The following is a 25570-nucleotide window of genomic DNA, read 5'->3' as shown; positions in this document are numbered from 1 at the left end:
CTCAGGCTGCCGCGACCTGACCGCATCGCTCGGCCAGATAGTCCAGCAGGACTCGGTTGAAAAGTTCGCTGTCGCTGACGCTGGAGGCGTGGCCGCCATATTCCAGCAGTTCCAGGCGCGCATTGGGCAGTACGTTTGCCATGTGCTGCGAGCGGTTCCAGGGGACCAGCATGTCGTCGCGGTTGGCGATCAGCAATGTCGGCGTCTGGATGCTTGCCAGTTCGGCCTCGATATCGAAATCCAGCAGCGCTTCGATCCGGCGCAGCAAGGTAATCGGGGCTGGGAAATGCGCCAGAGCATGCTCGTCGTCCTTGGCCAGTCGCGCACTGTTGGCGGCGATCCAGTCCGGGGGATAGAGAAACAGGGACTGCGCCTGTACATAGGCGGCCGGACCGCTGTCGCGCAGCAGGGTCGTCCGGACTGCGAAGCAGCGGGCGCTGTGCGGGTTCGGGCTGCTCCAGGCATTGATCAGCACCTGGCTCTGCAGCAGTTGCGGGCGCAACAGGGCCATTTGCAGCCCGACCAGCCCGCCAAGCGCATGGCCGATGAAATGGCACTGGCGGATGTCCAGGCTGTCGAGCAGATCCAGCAATTCGAGCGCCATGGATTCGATCGAGTAACCCTCCGGGAGCGAGGCCTGACTCTTGTTGGTGCCCAGCTGGTCATAGACCAGTACGCGGTAGTCCTGCGACAGGAGCGGCAATTGCGGTGTCCAGAAGGCACCCGCGCCGCCGAGCCCGGAGCTGAGCACCAGCGTCGGTGCGTCGGCGTCCAGGCGGCCGTGGATTTCGTAGTGCATGTTTGTACCTCCGCGAGGTGTTGGCACTTGCGTAGGAGCGGGCTTGCTTGCGAAGCCGCTCATTGGAAAGCATTGGAAAGCATTGGAAAGCGTTCGCGAGCAAGCTCGCTCCTACGGGGCGCATATCACTTGCCGACGTGCGCGATGCTGGCGATCTCGATCAATGCATCGGGCTTTACCAAACCGCACTGGATGCAGTAGCGCGCGGGCTTCTCGCCGGGGAAATACTCGGCGTACACCTCGTTGACCTTTGCGTAGTTGGCCCAGTCGGTGAGCATGATCATGTTGAAAGTGACGTCGTCCATGCTGCCGCCAGCGGCTTCGACGACGCCTTTGATGATTTCCAGCACGTGGCGGGTCTGTGCGGCGGCATCGCCGACATGGACGACATTGTTGTCCTTGTCGAAGGGCAAGGTACCCGAGACGTAGACCACGCCGTCGGCCATGGAGCCGGGGACGTAAGGGGCGAGTGGTTTGCCGGAGCCGGCGGGGATGATGGATTGCTTGGGCATGTCGGTGATCTCTTGCAAGGCGATTGAATGCGGCCGCTGCGGGGCGGCGCGTTGTTCGGATCTAGAGCGCGTCGGCAGTGGCCTTGGCGGAAGCAAAGGTGCTGCAGAAATCTTCTACGTTCGAGACCCAGCCAAAGAACGTCTCGATGTTGTACAGCGCGGCCTGCTGGGCGAATTCAGGCCCGGCCTGATGCGTCGCGTCGGCCAGCACCACGCCGAAATACTCCAGGTGGAAGCCGTCACGCAGGGTCGATTCCACGCACACATTGGTGGCGATGCCGGTGAAGACCAGATTGCGGATGCCGCGGGCGCGCAGGGTGCTGTCCAGGTGCGAGTTGAAGAAGCCGCTGTAGCGCGGCTTGGGCACCACGATGTCGCCGGACTGCGGCGTGAGTTCATCTACCAACTGGTAGTCCCAGCCGCCCTTGGCCAACAGCGTGCCGGCCAGCTCCGGGCGCTTGCGCATGGTTTTCAGCGCGTTGGACTTGTGCCAGTTGGGCGAACCCGGGCCGCCGGCCTCGACGTACCCGTTGTCCCAGCCGTTCTGCAGAAAGATCACCTGAATGCCGGCAGCACGTGCGGTGGCCAGCGCCTGGCGGATCTTCTCGATCACCGGCCCGGTGCTCGACACATCGAAGCCCGCCAGATCCAGGTAGCCGCCCTTGGTGGAATAGGCGTTCTGCATATCCACCACGATCAGCGCGGTTTCGCTCGCTTTCATTACCAGCGGCTCGGGGCGCGCCGGCAATTTCAGCGCCTCGTCCGGCGCCTCCAGGCCATAGCCGGAAAACGATCCAATGGCATTCATCAGGCGCTCTCCTTCAGCGGCTCGATATGGCGGCGGCTCTGCATCAGCGGCTGGATCTTCTGGCCGAAAGCCTCGATGCCCTCGAGGAAGTCATCGAAGGTCAGCATCACGCCCTGCATGCCAGGCACTGTGGCGATTTCGTCGAGCATCTTCGCGACATCGGCGTAGGAGCCAACCAGCGTGCCCATGTTGATATTCACCGCCGAGGTCGGGTCGGCCATCTGACGCACGTTGGTGTCGCCGCCGGAGGTCTTGTCCGCCGCGCCTTGTTCACCGAGCCAGGCAATGGCTTCCTGATCCGCGCCCGCCTTGTAGTGTTCCCACTTGGCGCGAGCGGCTTCGTCGGTCTCGTCGGTGATGACCATGAACAGCACGCAGGAGGTCACGCTGCGGCCGGTCTTCTCGGTGGCCTTGAGCAACCGATCGGTGGCCGGCGCGAAGGCAGTCGGGGTGTTCACGCCCTTGCCGAAGCAGAAGTTGTAATCGGCGTACTGCGCCGAGAAGGCCATGCCGGCATCGCTGGAGCCGGCGCAGATGATCTTCATGTCCGCCTGGGGCTTGGGGCTGACGCGGCAGTCTTCCATCTGGAAGTGCTCGCCCTTGAAGTCGCTGCGTCCGGTTTCCCAGAGGTCGCGCAGCACCTGTGCGTATTCGCCGAGATACTGATAGCGGGTGCCAAAGAACTCATCGCCCGGCCACATGCCCATCTGGCTGTACTCGGGCTTTTGCCAGCCAGTCACCAGATTCACGCCGAAGCGGCCGCCGGAGATCGAATCGATGGTCGAGGCCATGCGCGCGACGATGGCCGGCGGCAGGGTCAGGGTGGCGGCGGTGGCGAACAGCTGGATCTTGCTGGTCACCGCGGCGAGGCCGGCCATCAGCGTGAAGGATTCCAGGTTGTGCTCCCAGAATTCGGTCTTACCGCCGAAGCCGCGTAGCTTGATCATCGACAGCGCGAAGTCGAAGCCATAGCCCTCGGCCTTTTGCACGATGGCCTTGTTCAGTTCGAACGAGGGCATGTACTGCGGCGCGTTCTCGGAAATGAGCCAGCCGTTGTTGCCGATCGGAATGAAAACACCAACATCCATGGGAGCACCTCTGTAAACCGTGGCTGAAAGCGCTACCCGAACGTGGCGGGCAGGGTCGAAGATGCTTTAGCAGGATGCAGGCCAAAAACAGTTTCACTTTGTTTTCAATCGCTTGGGCTGTTATCAGAAAAACGAGTGGACCATTTGGTCTGAAACGGAGCACCTGGTTTGTGCGCGCTGCATGCCCGATGTGCGAAAAATGCGCAGAGGGGCGGTCGGCCGACGTCGTTCGTGCGTGGTGCCCTCGCCCCGCGCTACAGTAGCTTCCCGTTTGACCCCGACCGGTAACGCCGTGACAGACCAGACCCCAACACCCCCGCGCCGGCGCCTGACCGCCAGCAAGACCGTCAAGGCGAAGGGCGCCGTACGCGAGCCCAGCGCCAGCGCACTCAGCCGCCGCACACGCCTGATCGAGAGCAAACGCGCCGCGATTCTGCAAGCCGCACTGGAGCTGTTCTCCCGCTTCGGTCTACACGGCACCAGCCTCGATCAGGTCGCGACGCAGGCCGATGTCTCCAAGACCAACCTGCTGTACTACTTCGGCAGCAAGGAAGAGCTCTACGTCAACGTTCTGCGCCAGTTGCTCGACGTCTGGCTACGGCCGTTGCAAGCGTTTTCCGTCGAGCAGGATCCGATCGACGCGATCAACGATTATCTGCGCGTCAAACTCGAGCTCTCCCGCGACCATCCCGCCGAATCGCGCCTGTTCTGCATGGAAATCATGCAAGGGGCGCCGTTGCTGCTGGGCGAGTTGGAACAGCCTTTGCGTGACCTTGTGGAGAACAAGGTTGCGGTGATCCAGGCTTGGATCGACGCCGGCAAGCTGGCACCGGTCGAACCCCATCACCTGATCTTTTCGCTCTGGGCTACCACCCAGCACTACGCGGACTTTCGTGTGCAGATCGAAGCAGTCGCCGGCCGTACGCTGGATGACCCGACGTTTTTCGAAGACGCGCTGCAGAGCCTGCAATCATTGATACTCAACGGAGTTCGACCGCGCTGAGGCGCATCGGGCTTCGTCCAAGGAGCCCGAACCATGAGCAAGCCGCTGATCTCCTGGCCGCTGAATCCCGGCCGTACCGCTGTAATCGTCGTCGACATGCAAAAGGTATTTTGCGAACCGAATGGCGCGCTTTATGTGCCGGCCACTACCGGCATCATCCAACCGATTGCTGCACTGCTGGAGTGCGCCCGTGCCGCGGCGGTGCCGGTCATTTACCTGCGCCATGTGGTGCGAGGCGACGGCAGCGATACGGGCCGGATGCGCGATCTGTACCCCAACGTCGATCAGATCCTCGCGCGCGATGATCCGGGCGTCGAGATCATCGATGCGCTTGAACCCGACGCGGAAGACGTCATTGTCGACAAGCTTTTCTATAGCGGCTTCCACAACACCGACCTCGACACGGTGCTGCGCGCGCGGGACATCGACACCCTGGTCGTCTGTGGCACCGTGACCAATGTCTGCTGCGACACCACCATCCGCGACGCCGTGCACCGCGAATACAAGGTCATCGCCCTGAGCGACGCCAACGCCGCGATGGATTATCCCGACCTCGGCTGGGGCGCCGTCAGCGCAACGGACGTACAACGCGTTGCACTCACTACGTTTGCCTATGAGTTCGGTGAAGTCGCCACGACAGAAGACGTAATCGGCAGGCTCGCGGGCATTCGTCAGGGCGCTACCTCATAAGTGCGCTGCGCTTGTTGGGCTGGCCGGGGGCCCACGGGTAGGGGAGCATCGTTGGCGCGCCCCAACCTGTGCCGCTCTCCATGCGTGGCGCACAAACCAAGTGCTCCGAAGTGGACCATCCGATCCGATTCCGATGCTTCAAAAAGCTAAGCAGCTGATTAATAAGCGAATGTGCTTACTGGCACGCTTTCTGCTCTCTCCTCGGCTGTCGGCCCGCATGCAGTCGGGACGACTGGCCCGCTGCGGCCTTCATCAGAAGCGCTTGCGCCATTGGCGACGCGCTCGGGTTTCAGCCTTGCGTCAAAGGAGGGCTCCACCATGACTCTGCAATACGTACCCATCATCGACCTGGCGCCGTATTTCGCCGGCACGGAGCAGGGCAAGGCCCAGGTGGCCAAGGCCGTCGACCAGGCCTGTCGCGATATCGGTTTTCTGGTGATCACCAACCACCAGATTCCCACTGAATTGATCCAGCGCGTGTCCCGGCTGACGCGCGAATTCTTCGCCTTGCCGCTCCCGCAAAAACGCAAGGTCGACCGACCCAGCCCGGAAATGGTGCGCGGCTACAGCGCGGTAGCCGAAGAGAGCCTGTCTTATTCGCTTGAAGAGGCGGCGCCGGGCGATCTGAAGGAATCCTTCTCCATCGGCCCCAGCGATGTGCCGGGTGAGGACTACTACTGCTGCGCGGCCGCCGGCCCGCATTTCGCGCCGAATGTCTGGCCGACCGGGGTCGAAGGTTTCGAGCAGGCCTACCGCGACTACTTCGCGGCTATGAGCGAGTTGTCGCAGTCGCTCATGCGGATCTTCGCCCTGGCGCTGGAGCTGCCGGAAACCTTCTTCGACGACAAGATCGACAAGCACATCAGCATGTTCCGCAGCCTCAGCTACCCGGACGTGAAGGGTGAGGTGGAGCCTGGCCAGATGCGTGCCGGTGCCCACACCGACTATGGCAGCCTGACCATCGTAAAGCCGGACAACGCCCTGGGCGGCCTGCAGGCACGCAATCGGCAAGGCGATTGGGTGGACGTGCCCTATGTCGAGAACGGGTTCGCCGTGAACATCGGCGACCTGATGATGCAGTGGACCAACGATCAATGGATTTCCACGCTGCATCGGGTGGTCAACCCGCCTCAGGACAGTCCCGCCGACAATGGGCGCCAGTCGCTGGTGTTCTTCCATCAGCCCAACTACGACGCGCTGATCGAGTGCCTGCCAGGATGCTGCAGCGAATCCGATCCGCCGCGCCACGCACCGGTCACCTCCGGCGACAACCTGCTCTCCAAGTTCGTCAAGCAGACCACTTTCGGCAAAGGCCTGGAGGTCGCATGAACACGCTCTCCTACGTCAACGTCTTCGCCCGCGACATCGAAGCGCTGAGCGGCTTCTACCGCGAGCTGTTCGGCTTCCGGAACATTCCGGAGATCGCCTCGCCGATCTTTCGCGGGCTGGATACCGGTAAATCCTGTATTGGCTTCAACGCGCTGGAGGCCTACGAGCTGCTGCATCTTGAGGAATACGCCGAGACCCGCGGCTGCAAGTTTCTGCTCAACATCGATGTCGATTCGAAAGAGGAGGTTGATCGGCTGGTGCCCATCGCCCGCGAGATGGGCGCGACGCTGATCAAGGCGCCCTACGAGACCTATTACCACTGGTATCAGGCCGTGCTGCTGGATCCGGAAAAGAACGTGTTTCGCATCAACCACATGCTTTGACGATCCCACCATCAGGAAATCAAAAATGCTGAATAAGTTCATGAAACGGACCTTGTGTGCGGCAGTGGCTTTAGGCCTGACAGCCACGGCGGGCGTCGCTTCGGCGCAAGAAGGCCTTACCCTCGATAAGCCGGCAAAGATCGCCATGCTCTACATCAGCCCGCGCAATGACGGCGGCTGGACCCAGGCCTTTGATGAGGCGCGGCAGAAGCTCGAAACCGAGCTGGATACCAAGATCCAGTACGTCGAAAGCGTGCCAGAGAATGCCTCGTCCATCCGCCCGGCGGTGGATCGGCTGATCCAGCGTGGCGCCAACGTGATCATCGGCACCGCCTTCGGTTACTCGGACACCTTCAAGGAGCTGGCCGACAAGTACCCGGATGTAGCCTTCCTCAACGGCTCAGGCACAACCAACAGCGCCAATCTCGAGTCCTTCTACGGCCGTACCTACGAAAGCCAGTACCTGTGCGGCATGGCCGCTGGCGCGGCATCCAAGACCGGCAAGCTCGGCTTCGTCGCCGCCAACCCCTTCGGCCAGGTCAATTGGACCGTCAACGCCTTTGCCCTCGGTGCTCAGCAGATCAACCCGGATGCCACCGTCACCGTGGTCTACACCGGCGCCTGGAACGATCCGGTCAAGGAGCGCGCCGCTGCCATGGCGCTGATCGATGCTGGCGCCGATGTACTCGGCCAGCACGTCGACAGCCCGACGCCGCAGATCGTCGCCCAAGAGCGCGGCGTGTACGGCACCGGCCACCACCGCAACATGAGTGAGTTCGCCCCTGACGCTACCGTCTGCTCATCGGTCTGGGTCTGGGACAAATTCCTCGCTCCGGAGCTGAAGAAGATCAGCGCCGGCAACTGGACGCCGCCGGAGAACGGCGCGCTGCTGTCCATGGCCGAAGGCGGTACCGATGCGGCCTGCTGCGGCCCGGCCGTTTCCGAAGCGGACAAGGCCAAGATCATGGCCGCCCGCGAGGAGCTGCTCAAAGGCGAGAAGAAGATCTACGCCGGCCCCATGGTCGACCGTGACGGCACCGAGCGCATCGCCGCGGGTGAGGTCATGCCGGACCCTGAGTTGTGGCAGATGGACTGGTTCGTCAAGGGAGTGATCACCCAGCAATGAGCAACCTCAACGCGATTCAGCTTTCCGGGGTCAGCAAGTCGTTCGACGGCTTCATGGCCCTGACCCAGGCGAACTTCACCGCCAAGTGGGGCGAGGTGCATGCGCTGCTCGGTGAGAACGGCGCAGGCAAGTCGTCGCTGATGAACATCGCCGCCGGCCTCTACGCACCGGAAAGCGGATCGCTGCTGATCAATGACAATGCGGTACGGCTCAGCGGTCCGCGGGATGCGAGCCGCTACCACATCGGCATGGTTCACCAGCACTTCAAGCTGGTGAAGCCGTTCACCGTTGCCGAGAACATCCAGCTGGCGTTGCCCGAAGGGCCCGGCAATCATGCCTTTTCGGGCAGCCATCGCCAGCGCCTGGCGGCGTTGGAGCAGCAGATCAGCGAGAAGGCGGCCGAGCTGGGCTTTGTCATCGACCCGCGCAAAGTCACCGAGTCGCTTTCCGTGGCCGAGCAGCAGCGGGTGGAAATTCTCAAGGTACTGCTGGCGGGCGCGCGGATCCTGATCCTCGACGAGCCGACGGCGGTGCTCACCGATCAGGAAGCCGAGCGCCTGCTGGAAACGGTGCGCGCCTTTGCCCGCCAGGGCGCTGCGGTGATTCTGGTGACCCACAAGATGAGCGATGTAAAGCGCTTCGCCGACCGCGTCACCGTGATGCGTGGCGGGCGTACGATCCAGACCCTCGATCCGCAATCGGTTTCGGTGCCCGAGTTGGTACGCCTGACCGTGGGCGAGTCGGCGCCGGCCAGTGAATACCAGCCGGCGATACCGGGCGAGGTGCGGCTGCAGGTGCGTGATTTGCGTTCGTCAGGCGTGGGCGGGCACGGCGCGCTCAATGGTGTGACGCTGAATCTGCGCGCCGGCGAGATCTACGGCATCGCGGGTGTCGGCGGCAATGGCCAGAGCGAACTGGCCAATGTCCTGATGGGCCTGCCCGAACCCTGTGAAGGCACGCTGGAACTGGCAGGCTTCGGCGATCTTCACGGTGCCAGTCCAGAGCAGCGACGCGAGCTGCGCATCGCTGCGATCCCGGCCGACCGCTACGGCACGGCGTTGGCGGGTGAGCTTTCGGTGGCCGAGAACTTCGGCGTTGGGCAGATCCACAGCGGGCGCTACGGCTCGTTCTTCAAGCTGCGGCGCAAGCGCCTGGAGGCCGAGGCCGCCGAGGCGGTGTCTGGCTTCGACGTGCAGGGTGTGCGCTCGCTGAAACAGAAGGCCGCGCTGCTCTCCGGCGGCAATGCACAGAAGCTGGTGATCGCCCGCGAATTCTCCCGCGACCCGCGGCTTGTGCTGGTGCACAGCCCCAGCCGTGGGCTCGACGTGCGCGCCACTGCCGCCGTGCATGCCCGCCTGCGCGCCGCGCGCGATACCGGCGCGGCCGTGCTTGTGATCAGTGAAGACCTCGATGAAGTGCTGGCTCTGGCCGACCGCATCGGCGTGATGAACGCCGGGCGCATCGTCGCCGAGTTCGACCGTCCCGCGGACCGCCAGGCCATCGGCAAGGCCATGGTGAGCCATGGCGAGCTCAGTCACGGAGAGCTCAATCGAGAAGAGGTGAGCCATGAATGAACAGGTACGCCCCGTGATGCTGGAGCAGACTGCGCCGGTGGCTAAGCGCCCGAAACAGCCGCTACTGTCGCGGCGTTACGCCTTGGAGGTCCGCCAGCAACTGGCTTGGCACTGGCAGGCGGTGATCATCGGCCTCGCCTTGTTGCTGGGGCTGGGCATCTCCGCCGCGATTCTGATCGCCGCCGGGGTACCGGCCGGCGAGCTGCTCAACGAATTCGTCATCATGACGGTGTTCGATGCGCAGAGTCTCACCGCCGTGCTATTCCAGGCCTCGCCGATGATCCTGGTCGGCCTGGCCGGCTGCATGGCGTTTCGCGCCAAATTCTGGAACCTCGGCCTCGAAGGCCAGATGATCTGGGGCGCCATCGGCGCCACGGCGATCTCGTTGTTCGAGGTCGGCCCGCCCGTGCTGCGTCTGCCGTTGATGCTGGCAGCGGCAATTTTCTGCGGTTTGCTCTGGGCGCTGGCGCCGGTGCTGCTCAAGCTGCGGCTGAAGGTCAACGAGATCATCTCGACGCTGATGCTCAATTACCTGGCCCTCAACTTCCTCCTGCACCTGCTCTACGGCAGCTGGAAGGACCCGAAGAGTTCGTTTCCCTATTCGACGCAATTCCAGCCATTCGAGCGCCTGCCCGAACTGTTCGATGGCATCAGCGCGGCGGTGCCGCTGGCGGTGGTTGTCGCGCTGCTGGCGCTGTGGTTTCTCAGTATTTCCCGCGCCGGGCTGTACCTGCGCTTCGTCGACGCCAACCCGCGGGTGGCCGGCGCGGTGGGCGTGCCGGTGGAGAAGATGATCATCGGCACGGTGCTGATTTCCGGCGCCATGGCCGGGATTGCCGGCTTTCTGGTCACGGCGGGGCAGGAGGGCCGGTTGACTCAGTCGTTCTATCAGGGCTACGGCTTTTCCGGGATCCTTATCGCTTTTCTTGCGCGCAACAACCCGGTGGCGGCGCTGGTGGTGGCGCTCCTGATGGCGATGCTCTTCGTTGCCGGGCGCAGCCTGCAGGTCTTCTACCAGATCCCCTTTTCCATGGTGCAGTTGATCCAGGCAATTCTGGTGATCTGCGTCGCCTCGTCGGATTTCTTTATCCGCCACCGTATCCGCCGCATTCAGGGAGGCGAAAGCTGATGGACATGATCGCCAACTGGCTCGGCAATACGCCGGACTTCGCCGTGCCTTTCGCCCTGGCGGCGCTGGGGCTGATCCTCACCGAACGTGCCGGGGTGCTGGCTTTGGGCGCAGAAGGGCTGATGCTGGTCGGCGCGCTGGCCGGGATCGGTGCGCAGCTGGCCTATGGCATGCCAGGGATCTCGCTGATGCTGGCCATGGGCGCGGCGGCGATGGTGTCGCTGCTGTTCGCGCTGATGGTGCTGGTGTTGCGCATCAATCAGGTGATCGCAGGGTTGGCGCTGGTGTTCTTCTGCCAGGGGCTGACCGGCTTGCTCGGCACGCTGCTGGACTGGACCAACAAGCCGGTGAAGGGGCTGGGCGCCATCGAGCTCTGGCCGCTGTCGGAGCTGCCGCTGCTGGGCAAGATCTTCGTGCAGAACCCGCTGGTATTCATGACGCCGCTGATCGTGCTCGCCGTGGTCGCCTTTCTCACGCGGACCACCACGGGCCTGCGGATGCGCGCCGTTGGCGAAAACCCGCAGGCCGCGGATGCGGCAGGGATTTCGGTGCTCGGCTATCGGCTGGCGGCGATTCTCGCCGGCTCGGCGCTGATCGGCTTGGCGGGCGGCTATATCTCGGTGCTCAGCACCAAGCTGTGGATCGCCGACATGACTGGCGGGCGCGGCTGGATCGCCGTGGCGCTGGTGATCTTCGCGCGTTGGTCGCCGTGGAAGGCATTGGCCGGTGCGCTGCTGTTCGGCTGCATCGAAGCGCTGATCCCGCAACTGGCCGCCGCTGGCGTGCGCCTTCCGCAGTACTTCGTGCTGATGACCCCCTACGCGGTGACGCTTGCCGTGATGATCTGGGTCGCCAGCGGCAAGAACGTTGCCGGCAATCAGCCAGGGGCGCTCGGCATTCCCTTCATTCGAGAGGAGCGGCGCTGAGCAGAACGGATGAATCAGGGCCGACGCTTCCCGTGCACGGCGCTGCTTATCTGAATGGCTGAGTCGCGTGAAGCGCTGCCCCAACGATGCAAATGCCCCAACTTGTAGGGGCGAACTTGTTCGCCCAAAGGCATCGCAGCGTAAAGCGCTCTCAGGCACTCGGTGACGTGGCTTCCCAGTGCCTGCGAACGTCACCGGGAAACTTGAGGATTCAGCTCACGTCGCTAGAGCGTCCGGCAGCGCAGCCTCTGGCGAGACGTCAACACCGCTCGACGCGCGCCGGCGTGCGCTGCATCAGCAACTTTCCGTTGCGGATCGAGGCCAGCGCGTGGCCTTGCGTGCGGATCATTTCGTAGTCGTTCGGTGCCGAAAGAATCAGCAGATTCGCCGGCCGGCCGGCTTCGATGCCGTAGCCTTCGCCCAGATTCAGGGTGCGAGCGCTGTTGTCGGTAATCAGATCGAGGCCGCGTTGCAGGTCCTCATAGCCGAGCATATGGCAGATGTGTAAGCCGGCTTCGAGGATGCGCATGATGTTGCCGTTGCCCAATGGGTACCAGGGGTCGACGATCGAATCCTGGGCGAAGCAGATATTCATCCCGGCGCGGTCGATCTCCGCCACGCGCGTCAGCCCACGTCGCTTGGGGTAGCTGTCGAAGCGCCCTTGCAGGTGGATGCTTTCGGTAGGGCAGGAAATGAAGTTGATGTCCGACTGCTTCAGCAGCCGGAATAGCTTGGAGCAATAGGCGTTGTCGTATGAACCCATGGCCGTGGTATGGCTGGCGGTCACGCGCGCGCCCATCCCGCGTATGCGGGCTTCTTCGGCAAGCACTTCGAGAAAGCGCGACTGTGGGTCGTCCGTCTCGTCGCAATGCACATCCGCCAGAAGGTCCTTGCGCTCGGCGAGATCCATCAGAAATTTGATCGAGCTGACACCCTGCTCACGGGTGTTTTCGAAATGTGGAATCCCACCGACCACGTCGGCGCCGATGGCAATGGCTTCCTCCATCAGTGCACGACCGCCAGCGAAGGATTCGATGCCCTCCTGGGGAAAAGCGACGATCTGCAGGTCGATCAGGTGACGGGTTTCGTCACGCACCTCGACCATTGCTTTGAGCGCCGAGAGACTCGGATCGGTCACATCGACGTGGGTGCGCACATGCTGGATGCCGTGCTCGACGAGCATGTCGATGGTTTTCTTGGCCCGCGTCTTGGTGTCCTCATGGGTGACCGTGGCCTTGCGCTCGGCCCAGCGCTCGATGCCCTCGAACAGGGTGCCGCTCATGTTCCAGTTCGGCTCGCCGGCGGTAAGGGTGGCGTCGAGATGAATGTGCGGCTCGATGAAAGGCGCGGTGACCAGATTGCCGCCAGCATCCAAGTCGCCGCCGGCTGAATTGGCAGGGCTCGGTTGAGGGGCGATCGCCGCGATGCGCTCGCCGTCGAGCTCGACGCGATAGAGCCCTTCCTTGCCACGCAGACGGGCGTTGATGATGTTCATGCGGTACTCCTGTTTGGTTGGGGCGAAGACAGTCGCCAGATCATCAGGGCGACGGCCACGTTCAGTCGGTCGTGCGGGTCGTTGAATGAACAGCCGGTCAGCGCTTCGATGCGCTGCATGCGATAGCTGAGTGTGTTGCGGTGTACGGACAGCCGCTGGGCGGCGAGCGCCAGGTTGCCGTTCTCGTAGAACCAGGCTTCCAGCGTTGGCATCAGCACGGGTTCGTGCCGCGAGTCGTCGCCGATCAATGCCCCGAGCACCTTGTCGACGAAACGGTCAAGCAAGCTACGGTCGCGAATGGCACCGAGCAGCTCCAGCACACCGAGGTCGCTGAAACAGCACAGGCCCAGGCGCTCGGGAAACGATTGCGCGACGAGCAGTGCCTGGCGGGCTTCCCCCAGGCCGGTGGCAAGTTGCGCCGGGCCGTGGCCGCTGGCGCTCATGCCGGCGAACAGGCGCAAGGGCGCCAGCGTGGAGTTGAATTCATCCAGCGCTGTCGCCAGTACCTGATGGTTGCTGGGCTGATGGAGCGCCCGGTTTGGCAGCAGGGCGATCCAGTGTTCGCCTTGGCAAACCAGGGGCAGCGGATCGCCGAGTTCGTTGAGGATCTGCTCCAGCCTGCGTTGTAGCAGTTGTCGAGACGCCTGCAGGCGTCGTTCGGCATCGTACGCCGGCTCTGTTGTGAAGAGGCGTTCGCTGTCCTGCAGCTTCAGCAGCGCAATCTGGCGCGGCGCGGCCAGGCCTAATTGAAGGCTATCGGCTCGTCTCAACAGCCCGTCGAGTGACTGGTAGTCGCCCTCGAGTATCTGCTGCAGGACATGTTCGCGGGAGCGTCCGAGCATCTGCTCCTGAACCAGAGCCGTGCCAATTGACTGGCTGACCACCACCATCTTCAGCTGGTAGGGCTGCTCGAGCAGCGGGACGCCGAGCCGGTCGGCCTCGGTAAGCACAGGCTCGGGGATGCAGTGGATGAACTCCTCGCCGGTCAGTATCACCACGCCAGCGGCGACCCGCTCCTGCGCCTCATACAGCAAGCGCAGCAGATTGGCCTCGTCACGTGGATGGTTGATTCCGGTGACGAAGATCAGCTCGCCACCGGTTACCCAATCGGCAATGCCCTCGTTCTCGGCTACGTAGGTCCAGCGCACCGGGTTGTCCAGACCTGCTGCGCCCGCACGCAGGCGCAAGCTCTCCAGGCCTGGAAGTGCGAGGACTGTTGATACCGTGAGGCTCATGGTCGCGGTTGCGCCAGTTCCACTTTTCGGCCAAGCCGCGAACGCTGCAGTTCAAACAGCGCAACGTAAGCCAGTGCGCCCACCAGAATCCCGACGATGGGGGCGACCCAAGGCGACAGGTAGGCGCAGAGGGCACCGATGAAGTAGGCCGCGAGACCAACCCAGTTGAAGGCGGGCAGTTGCGCATCGGCCAGTAGCGGATAGCGGCCGCGATGGGCGTAGAAGTAGTCCGCCATGATCACGCCGCCGATCGGAGGAATGATCGAGCCGAGCAGGATCAGAAAGGGAACCAGCATGTCGGACATGCCGCCGATCGCCAGCAGCGTGCCAATTGCGGCGCCGCCAATGGTGACCAATCGGCGGCGGCCGGTGCGCAGCAGGTTGCAGCCGGCGGCGGCGAAGTTGTAGATGGTGTTGTCCTGGGTGGTCCACAGGTTGAGAAACAGCATCACCACGGCGGCCATGGAAAGGCCCTGCAGGACCAGTACTTCAACCACGTCCGGCTGCTGATAGACGATCGCGCCATAGGCACCGGCAATGATCATCAACCCGTTACCGATAAAAAACCCGATGAGGCTCGCCAACACGGCAACCCGCCCGCTGCGCGCGAAGCGCGTCCAGTTGGTGGCTTGTGTCGCACCGCTGACGAACGTACCGAAGACCATGGTGATGGCCATGCTCAGGCTCATGCTTTCGCTGGGCTCGATGGCCATCAGTGCGTCCAGGCCGCCCACGTCGCGAGTTGCGATCCACAGCGAGCAGATCAGCAGTGCCAGCATGGCCGGTACCGCGAAGCGCGACAGCAGATCGAGACCCTTGTAACCGACAAAAGCGGTGATGCAGAAGCCGAAGCCGAACAGCACCATCAGCGGGATCGTCAGGCTTTCAGGTAATTCGAGAATCTTGACCAGTACGAGTGCGATGGTCGCTGTGCCCCAGGCGTACCAGCCGACCTGGGTGAAGCCGAGGATCACATCGGAAAGCTTGCTGCCCACCTCGCCAAAGCAGATGCGCCCCATCAGCACCGAGTTGAGCCCGCTGCGACATGCGATAAGGCTGAGCACCGCGGCATATAGGCCCAACAACAGGTTGCCGATAACCGCAGCCCAGAGCAACGTGGTGAAGTCGAAGGCCATGCCGATGCGGCCGCCGGCAAACATGGTTGCCGTGAAGAACGTAAAACCGAACAGCATGATCGAGGTGGAAAACAATCCTTTGCGGGCCGTGGCCGGCACTTCGCTCAAGGGGAAGTCATCGTCTTGGTGAGCTTGAGACATGTCCTTAACTCCACAGGTGGGTGAAGTCATGCCTCTAGCAGCGGTCGTGCCACTTCGGGATCAGCGAATGGTCAGGGGGATATTCAATGATCGTTGTGCAGGTTGCACAGCTGGAGTTTCGCTTTTTGCCATAAATCGCCTTTTTTATTGTAAGAAGCGACGAAGGCGGGGATCGCCTTGGTGCAAGGCAATGGATCGCTGCACCGCTTTTGCCCGGCCAGATAGGCATGGCCCCTCTACGACTGGCTTGCGGTCAACGGTATAGCGATGACTGAACGCGGTTGGCTCCTTCCATGAAGTATCGGAAGGCAGTTACAAATCTCTTGTTGAAGCGAAGCGAAGGGAACCTCGCAGGGCATTATTTCCACTGCCGTTATTGCCCGTTGCGGCGGGCAGAGGCGCGCTTTGCGAACGCTTGCGTGCTATCGGGTGCAGTGGACCCTGGAACCTCGAAAATGCTGCCGATAGGGGCGGCTGATATCGATGATGTCGGTTTTGACCACTAGCTAAACCCTGACTCGTCTTGTCGTCGCCTTACTGAGCCTTACTCACACCTAGCGACTTGAGACCTGCAGTGGATGCCTTAGCCGGCCATGATCACCGGTGAAATTAACAGACTCATAAGACCCGGCGTTGCACCGTCGCGGCCCAGCCAAACACACCATCGCGTTCCCTGATTCAGCTTGATAGCGCTGGGTATTTGCCAGCGTTCGAGCTGGACTAACCAGCCTGCCGACGCATTAACCATTGTCACCGATAAGCCCAACAGACGAACGGTCATTGGCTCTAAGCCGATGTATAAAAACGGTTTTTTGCACGCCATAACTCCTGCCTTGCCTACCTTCTAACGAGCCGAATTTGCGCTCCTTGCCACCAGTCTCATTTTTAGCTAGCTTGTTGTCCGGACAACATGACAACCCGCAGTGGACTTGCATGTCAGTGTTGCGCAAAAACAACAAGAGGAGTTTCTCCCATGAGCGTTACTCAGATTGGTAAACAGCGTTATCGCGGGCAGATTGGCCGCTATTTCGAGGATTTCGAGATTGGCGACGTCTACGAGCATCGTCCAGGGCGCACCATTACTGAAACCGACAACATTCAGTTCTCCCTGCTGACAATGAATATGCATCCGATGCACTGCGACGCTGCCTATGCGGCCAAGAGCGAATTTGGCAAGCCGTTGGTCAACAGCGGGCTGACCGTGGCAATTGTGCTCGGTATGACCGTTCCGGATGTCAGCGGTAAGGCTATCGCTAACCTCGGTTGGACCGACATCAAGCTGACCGCACCGGTATTCCCTGGTGACACCATCTACGCCGCCTCTGAAGTGCTCAACAAGCGTGAATCCAAATCGCGTCCTAATCAGGGGATCGTCACCGTCAAAACCATCGGCATCAAGGCAGATGGCACGGAGTTCATGAGCTTCGAGCGCAATGTGCTGATCCAGAAGCGTGAAGGCAACACTCTAGATGAGGCTGCCGGCTACTGAATTCAGTGTTTCCGGCTACAGGTTGGGAATGCAGGGCAGCGACGAGCTGCTCCGATTGATCCAAATAATTCCTCAACAAAAAAATAAGTACGAGGAAACACCCGATGATCAAGTTAAAGCAATTTCTCGCTGCAACCGTTACGTCTTGCTCTTTGGCGGCTATCAACATGCCGCTTCAGGCTGCTGAGCTGGTGCTGCCAAACGAAGTCGCTGCCAGCCACTGGAAAACGGCTTACATGAACGAGTTCGCCGCTATGGTGGACAAGCGCACCAGTGGCAGCCTGGATGTAAAGGTCTTCCCCTCATCACAGCTCTACAACGACCAGGATGCTCTTGCGGCGCTCGGCACCGGTGCGGTGCAGATGGTCTGGCCGGTATCCGTGCGTATCGAAACCATTGACCCACGTCTAGGTGCGATCAACCTGCCATTCACCCTGACCGACAAGCTGATGAACAATCAGTGTTATGCGAAAGGGTTGACCGAGCTGATGTCTTCCTATGTCGAGCCACGCCAGCTGAAGATTCTCGGTTTGCTACGTGCAGCTGACCTGTTCTTCATCATGAGCCAGCGTGATGTCAGGCAAATGTCCGATTTCAAAGGCACCAAGATCCGTGTCATCGGCGGTCGGGTGTTCCTCGACACCATTCGGGCTCTTGATGCGAGCCCGGTATCGATGCCTGCATCGGAGATGAGTACGGCGTTGGGGCAGGGCGCCATCGACGGTGTGTTCACCTCCGCTGGCGGTTGGGCCGAGATGATCGGACAGACTGGCAAGCACGCCTATTACGTGCCGAACTTCTCGCTGACCACCTATGCAGTAGTTGTCGACAAGGCTTGGTTCGACGACCTGTCCAAGGTCGAGCAGGACGCTATCACCAGCAGCATGGATGAGATCTCCACCAAACAATGGAAGGAAGTGGTGGTTGAGGATCAGAAGCTGATCGACAAAATGGTGGCGGGCGGTGCGACCTTCACTCAGGCCACTGCGCAGGAGACCGAGGCCTACGAGACCATCGCAGCGAAGAACAAGAAACTCTTTGCCAATGAGCACCCCGATGTACTGCCTGCAATGGACGCCATCGAGAAGAGGTGCCTGTGATGTCGGCCGGGACGACGCCTGCTTCTCGGCAACAGGCGCAACGGCCGCGGCGCAGTATCTGGCTTTTGTTCGAACGGAAGGTACTGCTCAACGTAGCCACAGTGATGTTCCTGATCTCGACCGCAATCATGCTGTTCGAAGGTATATCCCGGGCTGCGTTCGACAGTAGTTCGTTCTGGGCTGAGGAAAGCGTGCGTTATCTCATGGTCTGGGCATTTTTTCTGACGCTGGGTATCGCTGGAAACGCCGGGAATCACATCCGCACCGAGCTGCTCGTGGAACGTCTGAGTCCGCGGTTGAGGTCGTGCTGCCATGTGGCATCCAGCCTGGTCGGCATTCTGTTCTGCGGGTTGCTGTTTTTTGCCTCGCTCCCGCAGGTCCATCGCTACTACACGATGGGCATGATGACTGAGTCGAACCTCGATTTACCGCTGTGGTTGCTGTTCTTGGTCATGCCGCTCGGTGCCTTGTTGTTTCTAGCCTACTACCTGCGTTGTCTGGTTATTGCGCTCAAGGGTGGCGACCCGTTCGGCAATGGTCAAATCACCGGCTCACAGCTCTAGGAGACTTCCAATGCTGATGCTCATTGCCTTGTTGGTAATGCTGGCGTTCCTTGCCATAGGAACTCACGTTGCGGTTGCCTTGGGCCTGGTCACTACCGGTCTGATCTTGTTCGTGGCTGGCGTGCCTACCACGGTCATCGCGCAGACTGCTTTCAAGTCGGTCAACAGCTATCCGTTGATGGCGATTCCGATGTTCGTTCTTGCCGGTAACCTGATGATGCGCGGCAACATCGCCGAGTTGCTGATTCAACTGGTTGGCAGTGTGGTGCAAGCCGTTCGGGGTGGTTTAGCGTTGACCGCGATGATCGCCAGCGTGTTCTTCGCCGCCGTTTCTGGCTCCAGCGTTGGTTCTGCAGCCGCTATCGGTGCATCGACCGTCGAGGGTCTGACCAAGGAAAATTATCCGCCGCGTTTTTCCGCCGCTATCGTTGCTGTGGGCGGAACCCTGGGGTTAATGATTCCGCCGTCACTGGGTTTTATCTTAATTGGTTCTATCGTCGGCCTGCCGGTGGATCAGTTATTCATCGCGGGTGTGCTGCCGGGTGTAATGGAAGCTGGTCTGTTGATGGTGGCGGTCGTGTTTTTCTGCCGACGCAACGGTTATGGCGCCAAGGCTAAGCGCTCTGATTGGGCAGCTTTTAGCCGTCGTCTGCCGGGTGCTGGTGCGGCGCTACTGATGCCAGTGCTGATTCTCGGCAGCATCTATTCCGGCTATCTAACGCCTACTGAGGTGTCGGCCTTCGCCGCCGCCTATGCAGCAATCCTTTGTCTGCTGGTGTACCGCAGCGTAACCCTTGGTGGCGTCTGGGATGTGGCACGCGACTCGCTGCTACAAACCACGATGATCTTCGCCGTAGTGATGGGCGGCAGCCTGATTGGCTTTGCCTTGGCCCGGATGGGCGTATCGGCCAGCCTCGTTTCGGCGGTCAGTGCCATGGATCTGAGCATTTGGCAGTTCCTGATATTGGTCAACGTCTTGCTGCTGATACTGGGCATGTTCCTCGATGGCATTGCCTTGATCGTGCTTACGGCACCACTGCTGTTTCCCATTGCGACTCACCTGGGCATCAACCCGATTCACTTCGCTGTGATCATGGTAGCCAACGTTGAAATCGCCACGCTGACGCCTCCCATTGGACTCAACTTGTTCGTCATGGGCGGTATTTCCAAGTTGCCGGTGCATGAAGTGGCGCGGGGCGTGCTGCCTTTCTACGGCGTGCGTTTGCTGGGGCTGGCTTTGATCACCTTTATTCCCGCTATTTCCTTGACTCTCGTCAGCTAGGAGGCGAACAACAATGAATACCTCTTCCGATAAGCCTATCGCTGCTGCTCTGGGAGCCTTTGCTGAGCAGTTGAGGTTCGAGGCTATCCCTGAGCAGGTGCGTCAGCGGGCCAAGCTGCTGATCCTTGATGCAACAGGTATTGCTCTGGCGTCTACGCGCTACGAATTTGCTCATCGCACGCTGTCTGCGGCGCGTGAGCTTGGTGAGGGCGTAAGCGATGTCATTGGCTACAGCGCCAAACTTTCGCTACGTGATGCCATTTTGCTTAACGCGGTGCTGGTGCACGGCCTGGACTTTGACGATACCCACGGCCGTGGAGTGATCCACGCGACGGCCAGTTGCTTCCCGGCAGCCTTGGGGATCGCTGCACAGCACGACGCCAGCGGTCGCGATTTTCTCACTGCCTACATACTCGGCATGGAAGTGGCAACGCGTCTTGCTGCGGTGGCCAAGGGGGGCTTCCATCAGGTCGGGTTTCATCCCACCGGGCTGATAGGTGCGTTCGGTTGTGCACTGATTGCCGGCAAGCTACAGGGCCAGACCGCCGAGCAATTGGCAATGACTCAGGGTATTGCTTTGAGCACGGCATCGGGCAGCTTGGAATTTCTCGAAGACGGTGCCTGGACCAAACGCATGCATCCCGGTTGGGCTGGCGTTGCCGGGCTAACGGCCGCGACCTTGGCGCGCCATGGGTTCAGCGGTCCAAAGGCTGTGTATGAAGGGCGCTTTGGCCTGTTCAAGAGCCACCTAGGTGAGCGCGAAGCAGAGTGCGATTACGCCCTGGCCACGGAAAACCTGGGCAGCACTTGGGAGGTCGGCGAGGTAGCCGTCAAGCCAGTGCCTGCTTGTCATTTCACCCATGCGGTCGCTGACTCGGCGGTGGTTCTCCACGAGCAAGGTATTCGCATCGAGGACATCGATCGCGTCACTGCTCTCGTGCCGAAAGAAACGGTTGGCATTGTCTGCGAGCCGGAATCAAGAAAACGCAAACCTGCCAATAGTTATGAGGCGCAGTTCAGCGTGCCGTACGCCATTGCCAGTGGCCTGCTTCGAGGACGCTTCGGTCTGGCCGATCTGGAACCAGACGCTTTTGCCGACCCGGCTGCGCTTGCTCTGATGGAAAAGATTGAATATCAGGTCGACCCTCAATCCGGCTTTCCGCGTCACTACTCTGGCGAGGTGGTTGTCACCCTTCGCGACGGTCGCGAGATTCGACACCGTGAGGCGATCAACCGTGGCGCGGCCGACCGGCCTCTTTCGGCTGACGACATCATCGCCAAGTACCGCGAAAACGCTCACACAGCGATTGCGCCACAAGCCGCTCAACGGATTCTCGATGCAGTGCTGAACCTCGACGCTGGCAGCACCCGCGAGCTTTCCCGTGCGCTCGCCGCGCGCGCCTGATCTTTCGAAACGAACACGACAAGAACAATCTGGAGAGACCTAAGATGAGTGAATACGACGAACAGGAAAGCATGATCTTAGACGCCTTGGATCGCTTCCTTGAAACCGAAGCCAAGCCGTTTGTGCATGAGCTGGAAAAGAACGACATCTACCCAGAAGAGATGGTCGAAAAAATGAAGGCCATGGGCCTGTTCGGCTGCATCATCGATCCGGAGTATGGCGGTCTGGGGCTGTCTACCGCCACCTATGCAAGAATCGTCGAACGTATTTCCTGCACCTGGATGTCCCTGTCCGGGATCATCAATTCCCACCTGATCATGGCTTCGGCCATCCAGCGCCACGGTACGCCGGAACAGAAGGAGCGCTTTCTGCCGCGTATGGCCAGCGGTGAGTTGCGTGGCGCCGTTGGCTTCACCGAGCCCGACGCCGGCACCGACCTGCAGGCGATCCGCACCACCGCTCGACGCGAGGGCGATCACTATGTGGTCAACGGTGCCAAGACTTGGATCACCAACAGCCTACACGGCGGCGTGCTGGCCCTGCTGGTGAAGACTGATCCAACCGCTGAGCCGCGACACAAGGGCATGAGCTGGCTGATCGCCGAGAAGGGTCCCGGCTTCAAGGTCGCGCGCAAGCTCGAGAAACTTGGGTATCGCGGCATCGACACCTGTGAATTGGTGTTCGAGGACTACAGGGTGCCGGTGGACTGCCTGATCGGCGGGGTAGAGGGGGTAGGGCTCAAGCAGGTGCTTTCCGGCCTGGAGTTAGGGCGCATCAACGTCGCCGCCCGAGGCGTCGGTGTTGCCCGGGCGGCCTTGGACGAGGCCGTGGCTTATTCGCAGGTTCGCAAAACGTTCGGCAAGCCGATATGCGAGCACCAGGCGATCCAGCTCAAACTCGGCGATATGGCCACCCGTGTAGAGGCGGCGCGGCTGCTCACCGAGTCCGCCGCCAAGGCCTACGACAAGGGCGAGCGCTGCGACATGGAAGCCGGCATGGCCAAGTATTTCGCCACCGAGGCGGCATTGGAGAACGCTACCGATTGCATGCGCATCCATGGCGGTTACGGTTATTCAAAGGAATACAACGTTGAGCGTCTGTATCGCGATGCTCCACTGCTGACCATCGGTGAAGGCACCAACGAAATGCAACGCATCATTATTGCCAAGCAGCTTGTGCTGAGGAATCCGACATGACCCTCCCTCTTCAAGGTGTACGCATCGTAGCCGTTGAGCAGTATGGCGCCGGCCCGTTCGGTACCCAGCACCTGGCTGATCTGGGTGCTGAAGTGATCAAGATCGAGAACCCTAACGAAGGCGGTGAGATTGGCCGTCACGTCGGGCCTTACTTTTTCGAGGAAGGCGATAGTCATTTCTATCAATCCTTCAATCGCAACAAGAAGAGCGTGGTTCTAAACCTCAAGAATCCCGAAGAAAAAGCCCAACTGATTGAGCTGTTGAAGAGCGCCGATGCGCTCTATGACAATCTGCGCGGTGATCTGCCGGAAAAGCTCGGCCTGACCTACGAGGCGCTTAAAGCGCACAACCCAGCTCTGGTGTGTTGTCACCTGTCGGCCTATGGTCGAGAGGGTGCGCGCAAGGCTTGGCCCGGATACGACTACCTGATGCAGGCCGAGGCGGGTTATTGCTCGCTGACAGGGGAACCGGACGGTCCGCCCGCGCGTTTCGGCCTTTCAATCGTCGACATGATGACCGGTACCACCGCTGCTCTTGCATTGGTCTCGGCGTTGGTCGGTGCTCGCGCGACCGGCGTAGGTCGGGACATCGATGTCAGCCTGTACGACGTAGCCATGCACAACATCAACTATCTGGGCACCTGGTACCTCAACGAGGGGGTGAAGACCGAGCGTACGCCGCGCTCCGCTCATCCGTCGCTGACCCCAAGCCAGCTGTACAAGACGCAGGATGGTTGGATGTTCATCATGTGCAACAAGGAAAAGTTCTGGGCCGTGTTGACTGAGTTGATCGGCAAGCCGGAGTGGGCGAGCAATGATCTCTACGGCAGCTTCAAGGCTCGGTTGGCTAATCGTGACCAGCTCACCGAAGCGCTTGATGCCGTGTTGATGCAACAGCCTACTGCATATTGGCTGAAACATTTTGGCGGTCTGGTACCAGCGGCGCCCGTCAATGACATTGGCCAGGCCCTGGATAACCCCTTTGCTTTGGAGCAGGGCGTCATCGTCGAGGGTGAGCACCCCGTTCGCGGTAAAATCAAAACCCTTGCCTGTCCAATTCGCTGTCCGGGCGAACAATTACCCAAGCGGCCGGCCCCTCGTCTTGGCGCGCATCAGTCAATACTGGCCACAGTGGGGCCTAGATGAGCGGCTGCGAACAATCTGCGGGAGTTAGCTGAGATGAAGCAGGAATTGCCTTCCCTACTGTCCGGTGGTCAGCCCCGTTATCTGGTGCTGGCACAGGCGCTGGTGGATGCGATCAAAGCTGGTCGCTATCCATTGAATAGTCTGCTGCCGACCGAGCATGAGCTGTGTAAGCAGTTCAATGTCAGTCGGCACACCGTTCGGGAGGCAATTCGGCGGCTCAATGAGTTAGGGCTGGTCAGTAAACAGCATGGTATCGGCACGCGAGTCAAAGCGGTCCAGCCGGCGTCGCGCTACGTGCAGGCCAGCGAAGGAATTTCCGACTTGCATCAATACGTGCGTGACGTGCGCATGGAATTGGGCGCCTCGGAGGAGGTCCGCGCCGATCAGGAACTGGCCGAGCTGCTTGAGTGCAACCCCGGCCAGTCCTGGGTGCGCACTGACGGCCTGCGTCATCGTGAAGGCGACAGCGCGCCACTGGCTCGTACTCTGGTGTACGTGCCGAGCGCTTACCGTGCGGCTCTGGATGCCTTTGGTGATGGACGTACGCCGATCTATGAGCTGTTGCAGCAGCGCTTTGGATTGCAGATGACGGAGGTGCGCCAAACCATCAGCGCGGTGAGACTTAACGAGGATGACGCACATGTTTTGCAGGTTGAGGCGGGCTCACCGGGACTGCACATTGTGCGCAAGTACTATGGCAACAACGATGAGCTGCTGGAGGTAGCGGTAAACGTCCATCCAGCAGAACGCTTCAGCTATTCGATCACCCAGCGACTGATCTGGCAGGGCGCGAACGGTGAATAGCCGATACTCGACGCTGGCGGTCACGCTGGCAATTCAGGCCTTGGTGTCCATGGCCACTTTCACTGTACCGGTGCTGGCGCCAGTCGTGCTGCCTGAACTTGGCGGTGGCGTCGGTTTGGTTGGCTTGTATGTGGCGCTGATTTACTTGGGAGCAATGATTTCCAGTCTGCTCAGCGGCAGCTGGATTCGGCGCTTCGGTGCGATCCGTGTCAGCCAGGTGTGTCTATTGCTATGCGGCGCTGGTTTGGCTATCGCTGCAGGCGGCCAGCTTTGGTGCCTGGTATTTAGTGCTTTGGCGCTGGGCGCGGGTTACGGGCCGGTGACGCCGGCCAGCTCGCATATCCTGGCTCGCACGACTGCGCCCCATTTGATGGGGTTGATGTTTTCCCTTAAACAGACCGGCGTGCCGATTGGCGGTGTGCTTGCCGGAATGCTGATTCCAAGGCTCGTTGCTGCTACCGACTGGCGCGGTGCGCTGCTGCTGACGGCCCTTGGCTGTGTAGTTATGGCTGGCATCGCACAACGGGTTCGTCGCGAACTTGATGATGATCGTGATCCGTCGGCCAATCCCCAACGCAGTGACCTGCTCAAACCATTGGCTATGGTTTTCGCTATGCCGCGTATGCGCAACTTGGCCTTATGTTCGATATTTTTCGGCGCCATGCAGCTGTGTCTGACCACCTATCTGGTGAGTTATCTGACCCATGATTACGGCCTGGCATTGGTCACCGCCGGGCTAATTCTTGCCTTGGCACAGGGCGCTGGAGTAGTGGGGCGTTTGCTTTGGGGCTGGGTTGCTGACCGTTGGCTGGAGCCGCGCCGATTGCTGCCACTATTAGCATTGCTGATGGCGACTTCTTCGCTGCTCACGGCGGCCTTCACCCAGAGCTGGCCGCTATCACTGGTGGCTGCGGTAAGCATGTTGTTCGGCGCCACCGCGATTGGCTGGAACGGCGTCTATCTCGCAGAAGTGGCACGGCTTGCGCCGGCGGGCACTGCCGGTCAATACACCGGCGGAACTCTATTCTTCACCTATTTTGGCGTGGTTGCCGGACCGCCGCTCTTTGCCGGGCTGACTCAGTTAGGCGATTCCCTGGCAAGTGGATATATGCTGTTCGGCGCCTTGATGGTGCTGGTTGCCCTGGCACTCGTGCGCTTCAACACCAGCAATATGCGCACCGACTCTGGCTAACGCCGCGGCATCGCTTCACC

General features: G+C 60.9%; 24 protein-coding genes. 17 read left to right on the top strand and 7 right to left on the bottom strand.

The features are described from left to right. Position 1: 1 nt before the first annotated feature. From rutD to rutA, 4 genes are all read right to left on the bottom strand, one after another. Entirely contained in the window at positions 2-799 is a 798-nt protein-coding gene (gene rutD, locus CH92_RS20975; protein WP_025243724.1) for a pyrimidine utilization protein D, read from the bottom strand. A gap of 125 nt (positions 800-924) precedes the next feature. After that, a complete protein-coding gene (rutC, locus tag CH92_RS20970) occupies positions 925-1311 on the bottom strand; it encodes a pyrimidine utilization protein C (protein ID WP_025243723.1) in 387 nt (128 codons plus the stop codon). Positions 1312-1372: 61 nt separating this feature from the next. After that, entirely contained in the window at positions 1373-2119 is a 747-nt protein-coding gene (rutB, locus tag CH92_RS20965; protein ID WP_025243722.1) for a pyrimidine utilization protein B, read from the bottom strand. Beyond that, a complete protein-coding gene (gene rutA, locus CH92_RS20960; RefSeq protein ID WP_025243721.1) occupies positions 2119-3207 on the bottom strand; it encodes a pyrimidine utilization protein A in 1089 nt (362 codons plus the stop codon). The genes rutB and rutA overlap by 1 nt, the downstream gene beginning before the upstream one ends. A 292-nt stretch (positions 3208-3499) precedes the next feature. Between rutA and rutR the strand changes: the two genes are divergently transcribed. From rutR to CH92_RS20920, 8 genes are all read left to right on the top strand, one after another. Then, positions 3500-4210, top strand: coding sequence for an HTH-type transcriptional regulator RutR (gene rutR / locus CH92_RS20955; RefSeq protein ID WP_025243720.1), 711 nt, complete (start codon positions 3500-3502; stop codon positions 4208-4210). A 33-nt stretch (positions 4211-4243) separates the two neighbouring features. Next, entirely contained in the window at positions 4244-4900 is a 657-nt protein-coding gene (locus tag CH92_RS20950; protein WP_025243719.1) for a cysteine hydrolase family protein, read from the top strand. A gap of 318 nt (positions 4901-5218) precedes the next feature. Beyond that, positions 5219-6229: an isopenicillin N synthase family dioxygenase gene (locus tag CH92_RS20945; protein WP_025243718.1), complete on the top strand. Its 1011-nt coding sequence runs from the start codon at positions 5219-5221 to the stop codon at positions 6227-6229. Continuing rightward, positions 6226-6612 carry a VOC family protein gene (locus tag CH92_RS20940; protein ID WP_025243717.1) on the top strand — a complete coding sequence of 129 codons (387 nt, stop codon included), beginning with the start codon at positions 6226-6228 and terminating at the stop codon, positions 6610-6612. The genes CH92_RS20945 and CH92_RS20940 overlap by 4 nt, the downstream gene beginning before the upstream one ends. 25 nt (positions 6613-6637) lie before the next feature. Continuing rightward, positions 6638-7738 (top strand): BMP family ABC transporter substrate-binding protein, encoded by a 1101-nt coding sequence (locus CH92_RS20935; RefSeq protein WP_025243716.1) that lies wholly within the window; start codon positions 6638-6640, stop codon positions 7736-7738. Continuing rightward, positions 7735-9312 carry an ABC transporter ATP-binding protein gene (locus CH92_RS20930; RefSeq protein WP_025243715.1) on the top strand — a complete coding sequence of 526 codons (1578 nt, stop codon included), beginning with the start codon at positions 7735-7737 and terminating at the stop codon, positions 9310-9312. Before CH92_RS20935 ends, CH92_RS20930 begins: the two co-directional genes overlap by 4 nt. Continuing rightward, complete coding sequence (locus CH92_RS20925; RefSeq protein WP_025243714.1) at positions 9305-10441, top strand: ABC transporter permease; 1137 nt, start codon at positions 9305-9307, stop codon at positions 10439-10441. Before CH92_RS20930 ends, CH92_RS20925 begins: the two co-directional genes overlap by 8 nt. Continuing rightward, positions 10441-11367: an ABC transporter permease gene (locus tag CH92_RS20920; RefSeq protein WP_025243713.1), complete on the top strand. Its 927-nt coding sequence runs from the start codon at positions 10441-10443 to the stop codon at positions 11365-11367. The genes CH92_RS20925 and CH92_RS20920 overlap by 1 nt, the downstream gene beginning before the upstream one ends. A 259-nt stretch (positions 11368-11626) precedes the next feature. On the opposite strand, the gene codA is transcribed toward CH92_RS20920, so the two are convergent. From codA to codB, 3 genes are read right to left on the bottom strand one after another with little or no spacing between them, the layout of a single operon-like run. After that, entirely contained in the window at positions 11627-12862 is a 1236-nt protein-coding gene (codA, locus tag CH92_RS20915; RefSeq protein WP_025243712.1) for a cytosine deaminase, read from the bottom strand. Further along, the gene (locus tag CH92_RS20910) at positions 12859-14097 is read right to left on the bottom strand and encodes a PucR family transcriptional regulator (RefSeq protein ID WP_025243711.1); all 1239 of its coding nucleotides are present in this window, start codon (positions 14095-14097) and stop codon (positions 12859-12861) included. Before CH92_RS20910 ends, codA begins: the two co-directional genes overlap by 4 nt. Then, positions 14094-15374, bottom strand: a complete 1281-nt coding sequence (gene codB, locus CH92_RS20905) for a cytosine permease (protein WP_025243710.1) — start codon at positions 15372-15374, stop codon at positions 14094-14096. The genes CH92_RS20910 and codB overlap by 4 nt, the downstream gene beginning before the upstream one ends. A gap of 973 nt (positions 15375-16347) precedes the next feature. On the opposite strand from codB, the gene CH92_RS20895 reads away from it, so the two are divergent. The 9 genes from CH92_RS20895 to CH92_RS20855 all read left to right on the top strand — a co-directional run bounded on the left by CH92_RS20895 (position 16348) and on the right by CH92_RS20855 (position 25550). Continuing rightward, positions 16348-16863, top strand: a complete 516-nt coding sequence (locus tag CH92_RS20895) for a MaoC family dehydratase (protein WP_025243708.1) — start codon at positions 16348-16350, stop codon at positions 16861-16863. A 104-nt stretch (positions 16864-16967) separates the two neighbouring features. After that, on the top strand, positions 16968-17963 hold the full coding sequence (gene dctP / locus CH92_RS20890; protein ID WP_025243707.1) for a TRAP transporter substrate-binding protein DctP: 996 nt from the start codon (positions 16968-16970) through the stop codon (positions 17961-17963). Between the two features lie 104 nt (positions 17964-18067). Further along, on the top strand, positions 18068-18526 hold the full coding sequence (locus CH92_RS20885; protein ID WP_235206176.1) for a TRAP transporter small permease: 459 nt from the start codon (positions 18068-18070) through the stop codon (positions 18524-18526). Positions 18527-18536: 10 nt separating this feature from the next. Continuing rightward, positions 18537-19808, top strand: a complete 1272-nt coding sequence (locus tag CH92_RS20880) for a TRAP transporter large permease (protein WP_025243705.1) — start codon at positions 18537-18539, stop codon at positions 19806-19808. A gap of 13 nt (positions 19809-19821) precedes the next feature. After that, entirely contained in the window at positions 19822-21213 is a 1392-nt protein-coding gene (locus CH92_RS20875) for an MmgE/PrpD family protein (protein ID WP_025243704.1), read from the top strand. A 44-nt stretch (positions 21214-21257) separates the two neighbouring features. Beyond that, positions 21258-22409 carry an acyl-CoA dehydrogenase family protein gene (locus tag CH92_RS20870; RefSeq protein ID WP_025243703.1) on the top strand — a complete coding sequence of 384 codons (1152 nt, stop codon included), beginning with the start codon at positions 21258-21260 and terminating at the stop codon, positions 22407-22409. Continuing rightward, positions 22406-23554: a CaiB/BaiF CoA transferase family protein gene (locus CH92_RS20865; protein ID WP_025243702.1), complete on the top strand. Its 1149-nt coding sequence runs from the start codon at positions 22406-22408 to the stop codon at positions 23552-23554. The genes CH92_RS20870 and CH92_RS20865 overlap by 4 nt, the downstream gene beginning before the upstream one ends. A gap of 33 nt (positions 23555-23587) precedes the next feature. Beyond that, the gene (locus tag CH92_RS20860) at positions 23588-24358 is read left to right on the top strand and encodes a GntR family transcriptional regulator (RefSeq protein WP_038623206.1); all 771 of its coding nucleotides are present in this window, start codon (positions 23588-23590) and stop codon (positions 24356-24358) included. Continuing rightward, entirely contained in the window at positions 24351-25550 is a 1200-nt protein-coding gene (locus tag CH92_RS20855) for an MFS transporter (RefSeq protein WP_025243700.1), read from the top strand. The genes CH92_RS20860 and CH92_RS20855 overlap by 8 nt, the downstream gene beginning before the upstream one ends. Positions 25551-25570: the final 20 nt, after the last annotated feature.

The organism is Stutzerimonas stutzeri (assembly GCF_000590475.1).
In the GTDB taxonomy this organism is placed as follows: domain Bacteria; phylum Pseudomonadota; class Gammaproteobacteria; order Pseudomonadales; family Pseudomonadaceae; genus Stutzerimonas; species Stutzerimonas stutzeri_D.
The sequence above is the reverse complement of the archived record's forward strand: the minus strand, read 5'-3'. Positions and strand labels throughout refer to the sequence as shown.

Excerpts from the sequence above, each read along its gene's own strand:
- CH92_RS20875 (WP_025243704.1), top strand. The coding sequence starts at position 19,822 with ATGAATACCTCTTCCGATAAGCCTATCGCTGCTGCTCTGGGAGCCTTT.
- CH92_RS20940 (WP_025243717.1), top strand. The coding sequence starts at position 6,226 with ATGAACACGCTCTCCTACGTCAACGTCTTCGCCCGCGACATCGAAGCG.
- CH92_RS20950 (WP_025243719.1), top strand. The coding sequence starts at position 4,244 with ATGAGCAAGCCGCTGATCTCCTGGCCGCTGAATCCCGGCCGTACCGCT.
- codA (WP_025243712.1), bottom strand. The coding sequence starts at position 12,862 with ATGAACATCATCAACGCCCGTCTGCGTGGCAAGGAAGGGCTCTATCGC.
- rutD (WP_025243724.1), bottom strand. The coding sequence starts at position 799 with ATGCACTACGAAATCCACGGCCGCCTGGACGCCGACGCACCGACGCTG.
- CH92_RS20895 (WP_025243708.1), top strand. The coding sequence starts at position 16,348 with ATGAGCGTTACTCAGATTGGTAAACAGCGTTATCGCGGGCAGATTGGC.
- rutB (WP_025243722.1), bottom strand. The coding sequence starts at position 2,119 with ATGAATGCCATTGGATCGTTTTCCGGCTATGGCCTGGAGGCGCCGGAC.
- dctP (WP_025243707.1), top strand. The coding sequence starts at position 16,968 with ATGATCAAGTTAAAGCAATTTCTCGCTGCAACCGTTACGTCTTGCTCT.
- CH92_RS20935 (WP_025243716.1), top strand. The coding sequence starts at position 6,638 with ATGCTGAATAAGTTCATGAAACGGACCTTGTGTGCGGCAGTGGCTTTA.
- CH92_RS20880 (WP_025243705.1), top strand. The coding sequence starts at position 18,537 with ATGCTGATGCTCATTGCCTTGTTGGTAATGCTGGCGTTCCTTGCCATA.
- CH92_RS20930 (WP_025243715.1), top strand. The coding sequence starts at position 7,735 with ATGAGCAACCTCAACGCGATTCAGCTTTCCGGGGTCAGCAAGTCGTTC.
- rutC (WP_025243723.1), bottom strand. The coding sequence starts at position 1,311 with ATGCCCAAGCAATCCATCATCCCCGCCGGCTCCGGCAAACCACTCGCC.
- codB (WP_025243710.1), bottom strand. The coding sequence starts at position 15,374 with ATGTCTCAAGCTCACCAAGACGATGACTTCCCCTTGAGCGAAGTGCCG.
- rutA (WP_025243721.1), bottom strand. The coding sequence starts at position 3,207 with ATGGATGTTGGTGTTTTCATTCCGATCGGCAACAACGGCTGGCTCATT.
- CH92_RS20925 (WP_025243714.1), top strand. The coding sequence starts at position 9,305 with ATGAATGAACAGGTACGCCCCGTGATGCTGGAGCAGACTGCGCCGGTG.
- CH92_RS20945 (WP_025243718.1), top strand. The coding sequence starts at position 5,219 with ATGACTCTGCAATACGTACCCATCATCGACCTGGCGCCGTATTTCGCC.
- CH92_RS20865 (WP_025243702.1), top strand. The coding sequence starts at position 22,406 with ATGACCCTCCCTCTTCAAGGTGTACGCATCGTAGCCGTTGAGCAGTAT.
- CH92_RS20910 (WP_025243711.1), bottom strand. The coding sequence starts at position 14,097 with ATGAGCCTCACGGTATCAACAGTCCTCGCACTTCCAGGCCTGGAGAGC.
- CH92_RS20920 (WP_025243713.1), top strand. The coding sequence starts at position 10,441 with ATGGACATGATCGCCAACTGGCTCGGCAATACGCCGGACTTCGCCGTG.
- CH92_RS20860 (WP_038623206.1), top strand. The coding sequence starts at position 23,588 with ATGAAGCAGGAATTGCCTTCCCTACTGTCCGGTGGTCAGCCCCGTTAT.
- CH92_RS20870 (WP_025243703.1), top strand. The coding sequence starts at position 21,258 with ATGAGTGAATACGACGAACAGGAAAGCATGATCTTAGACGCCTTGGAT.
- CH92_RS20885 (WP_235206176.1), top strand. The coding sequence starts at position 18,068 with ATGTTCCTGATCTCGACCGCAATCATGCTGTTCGAAGGTATATCCCGG.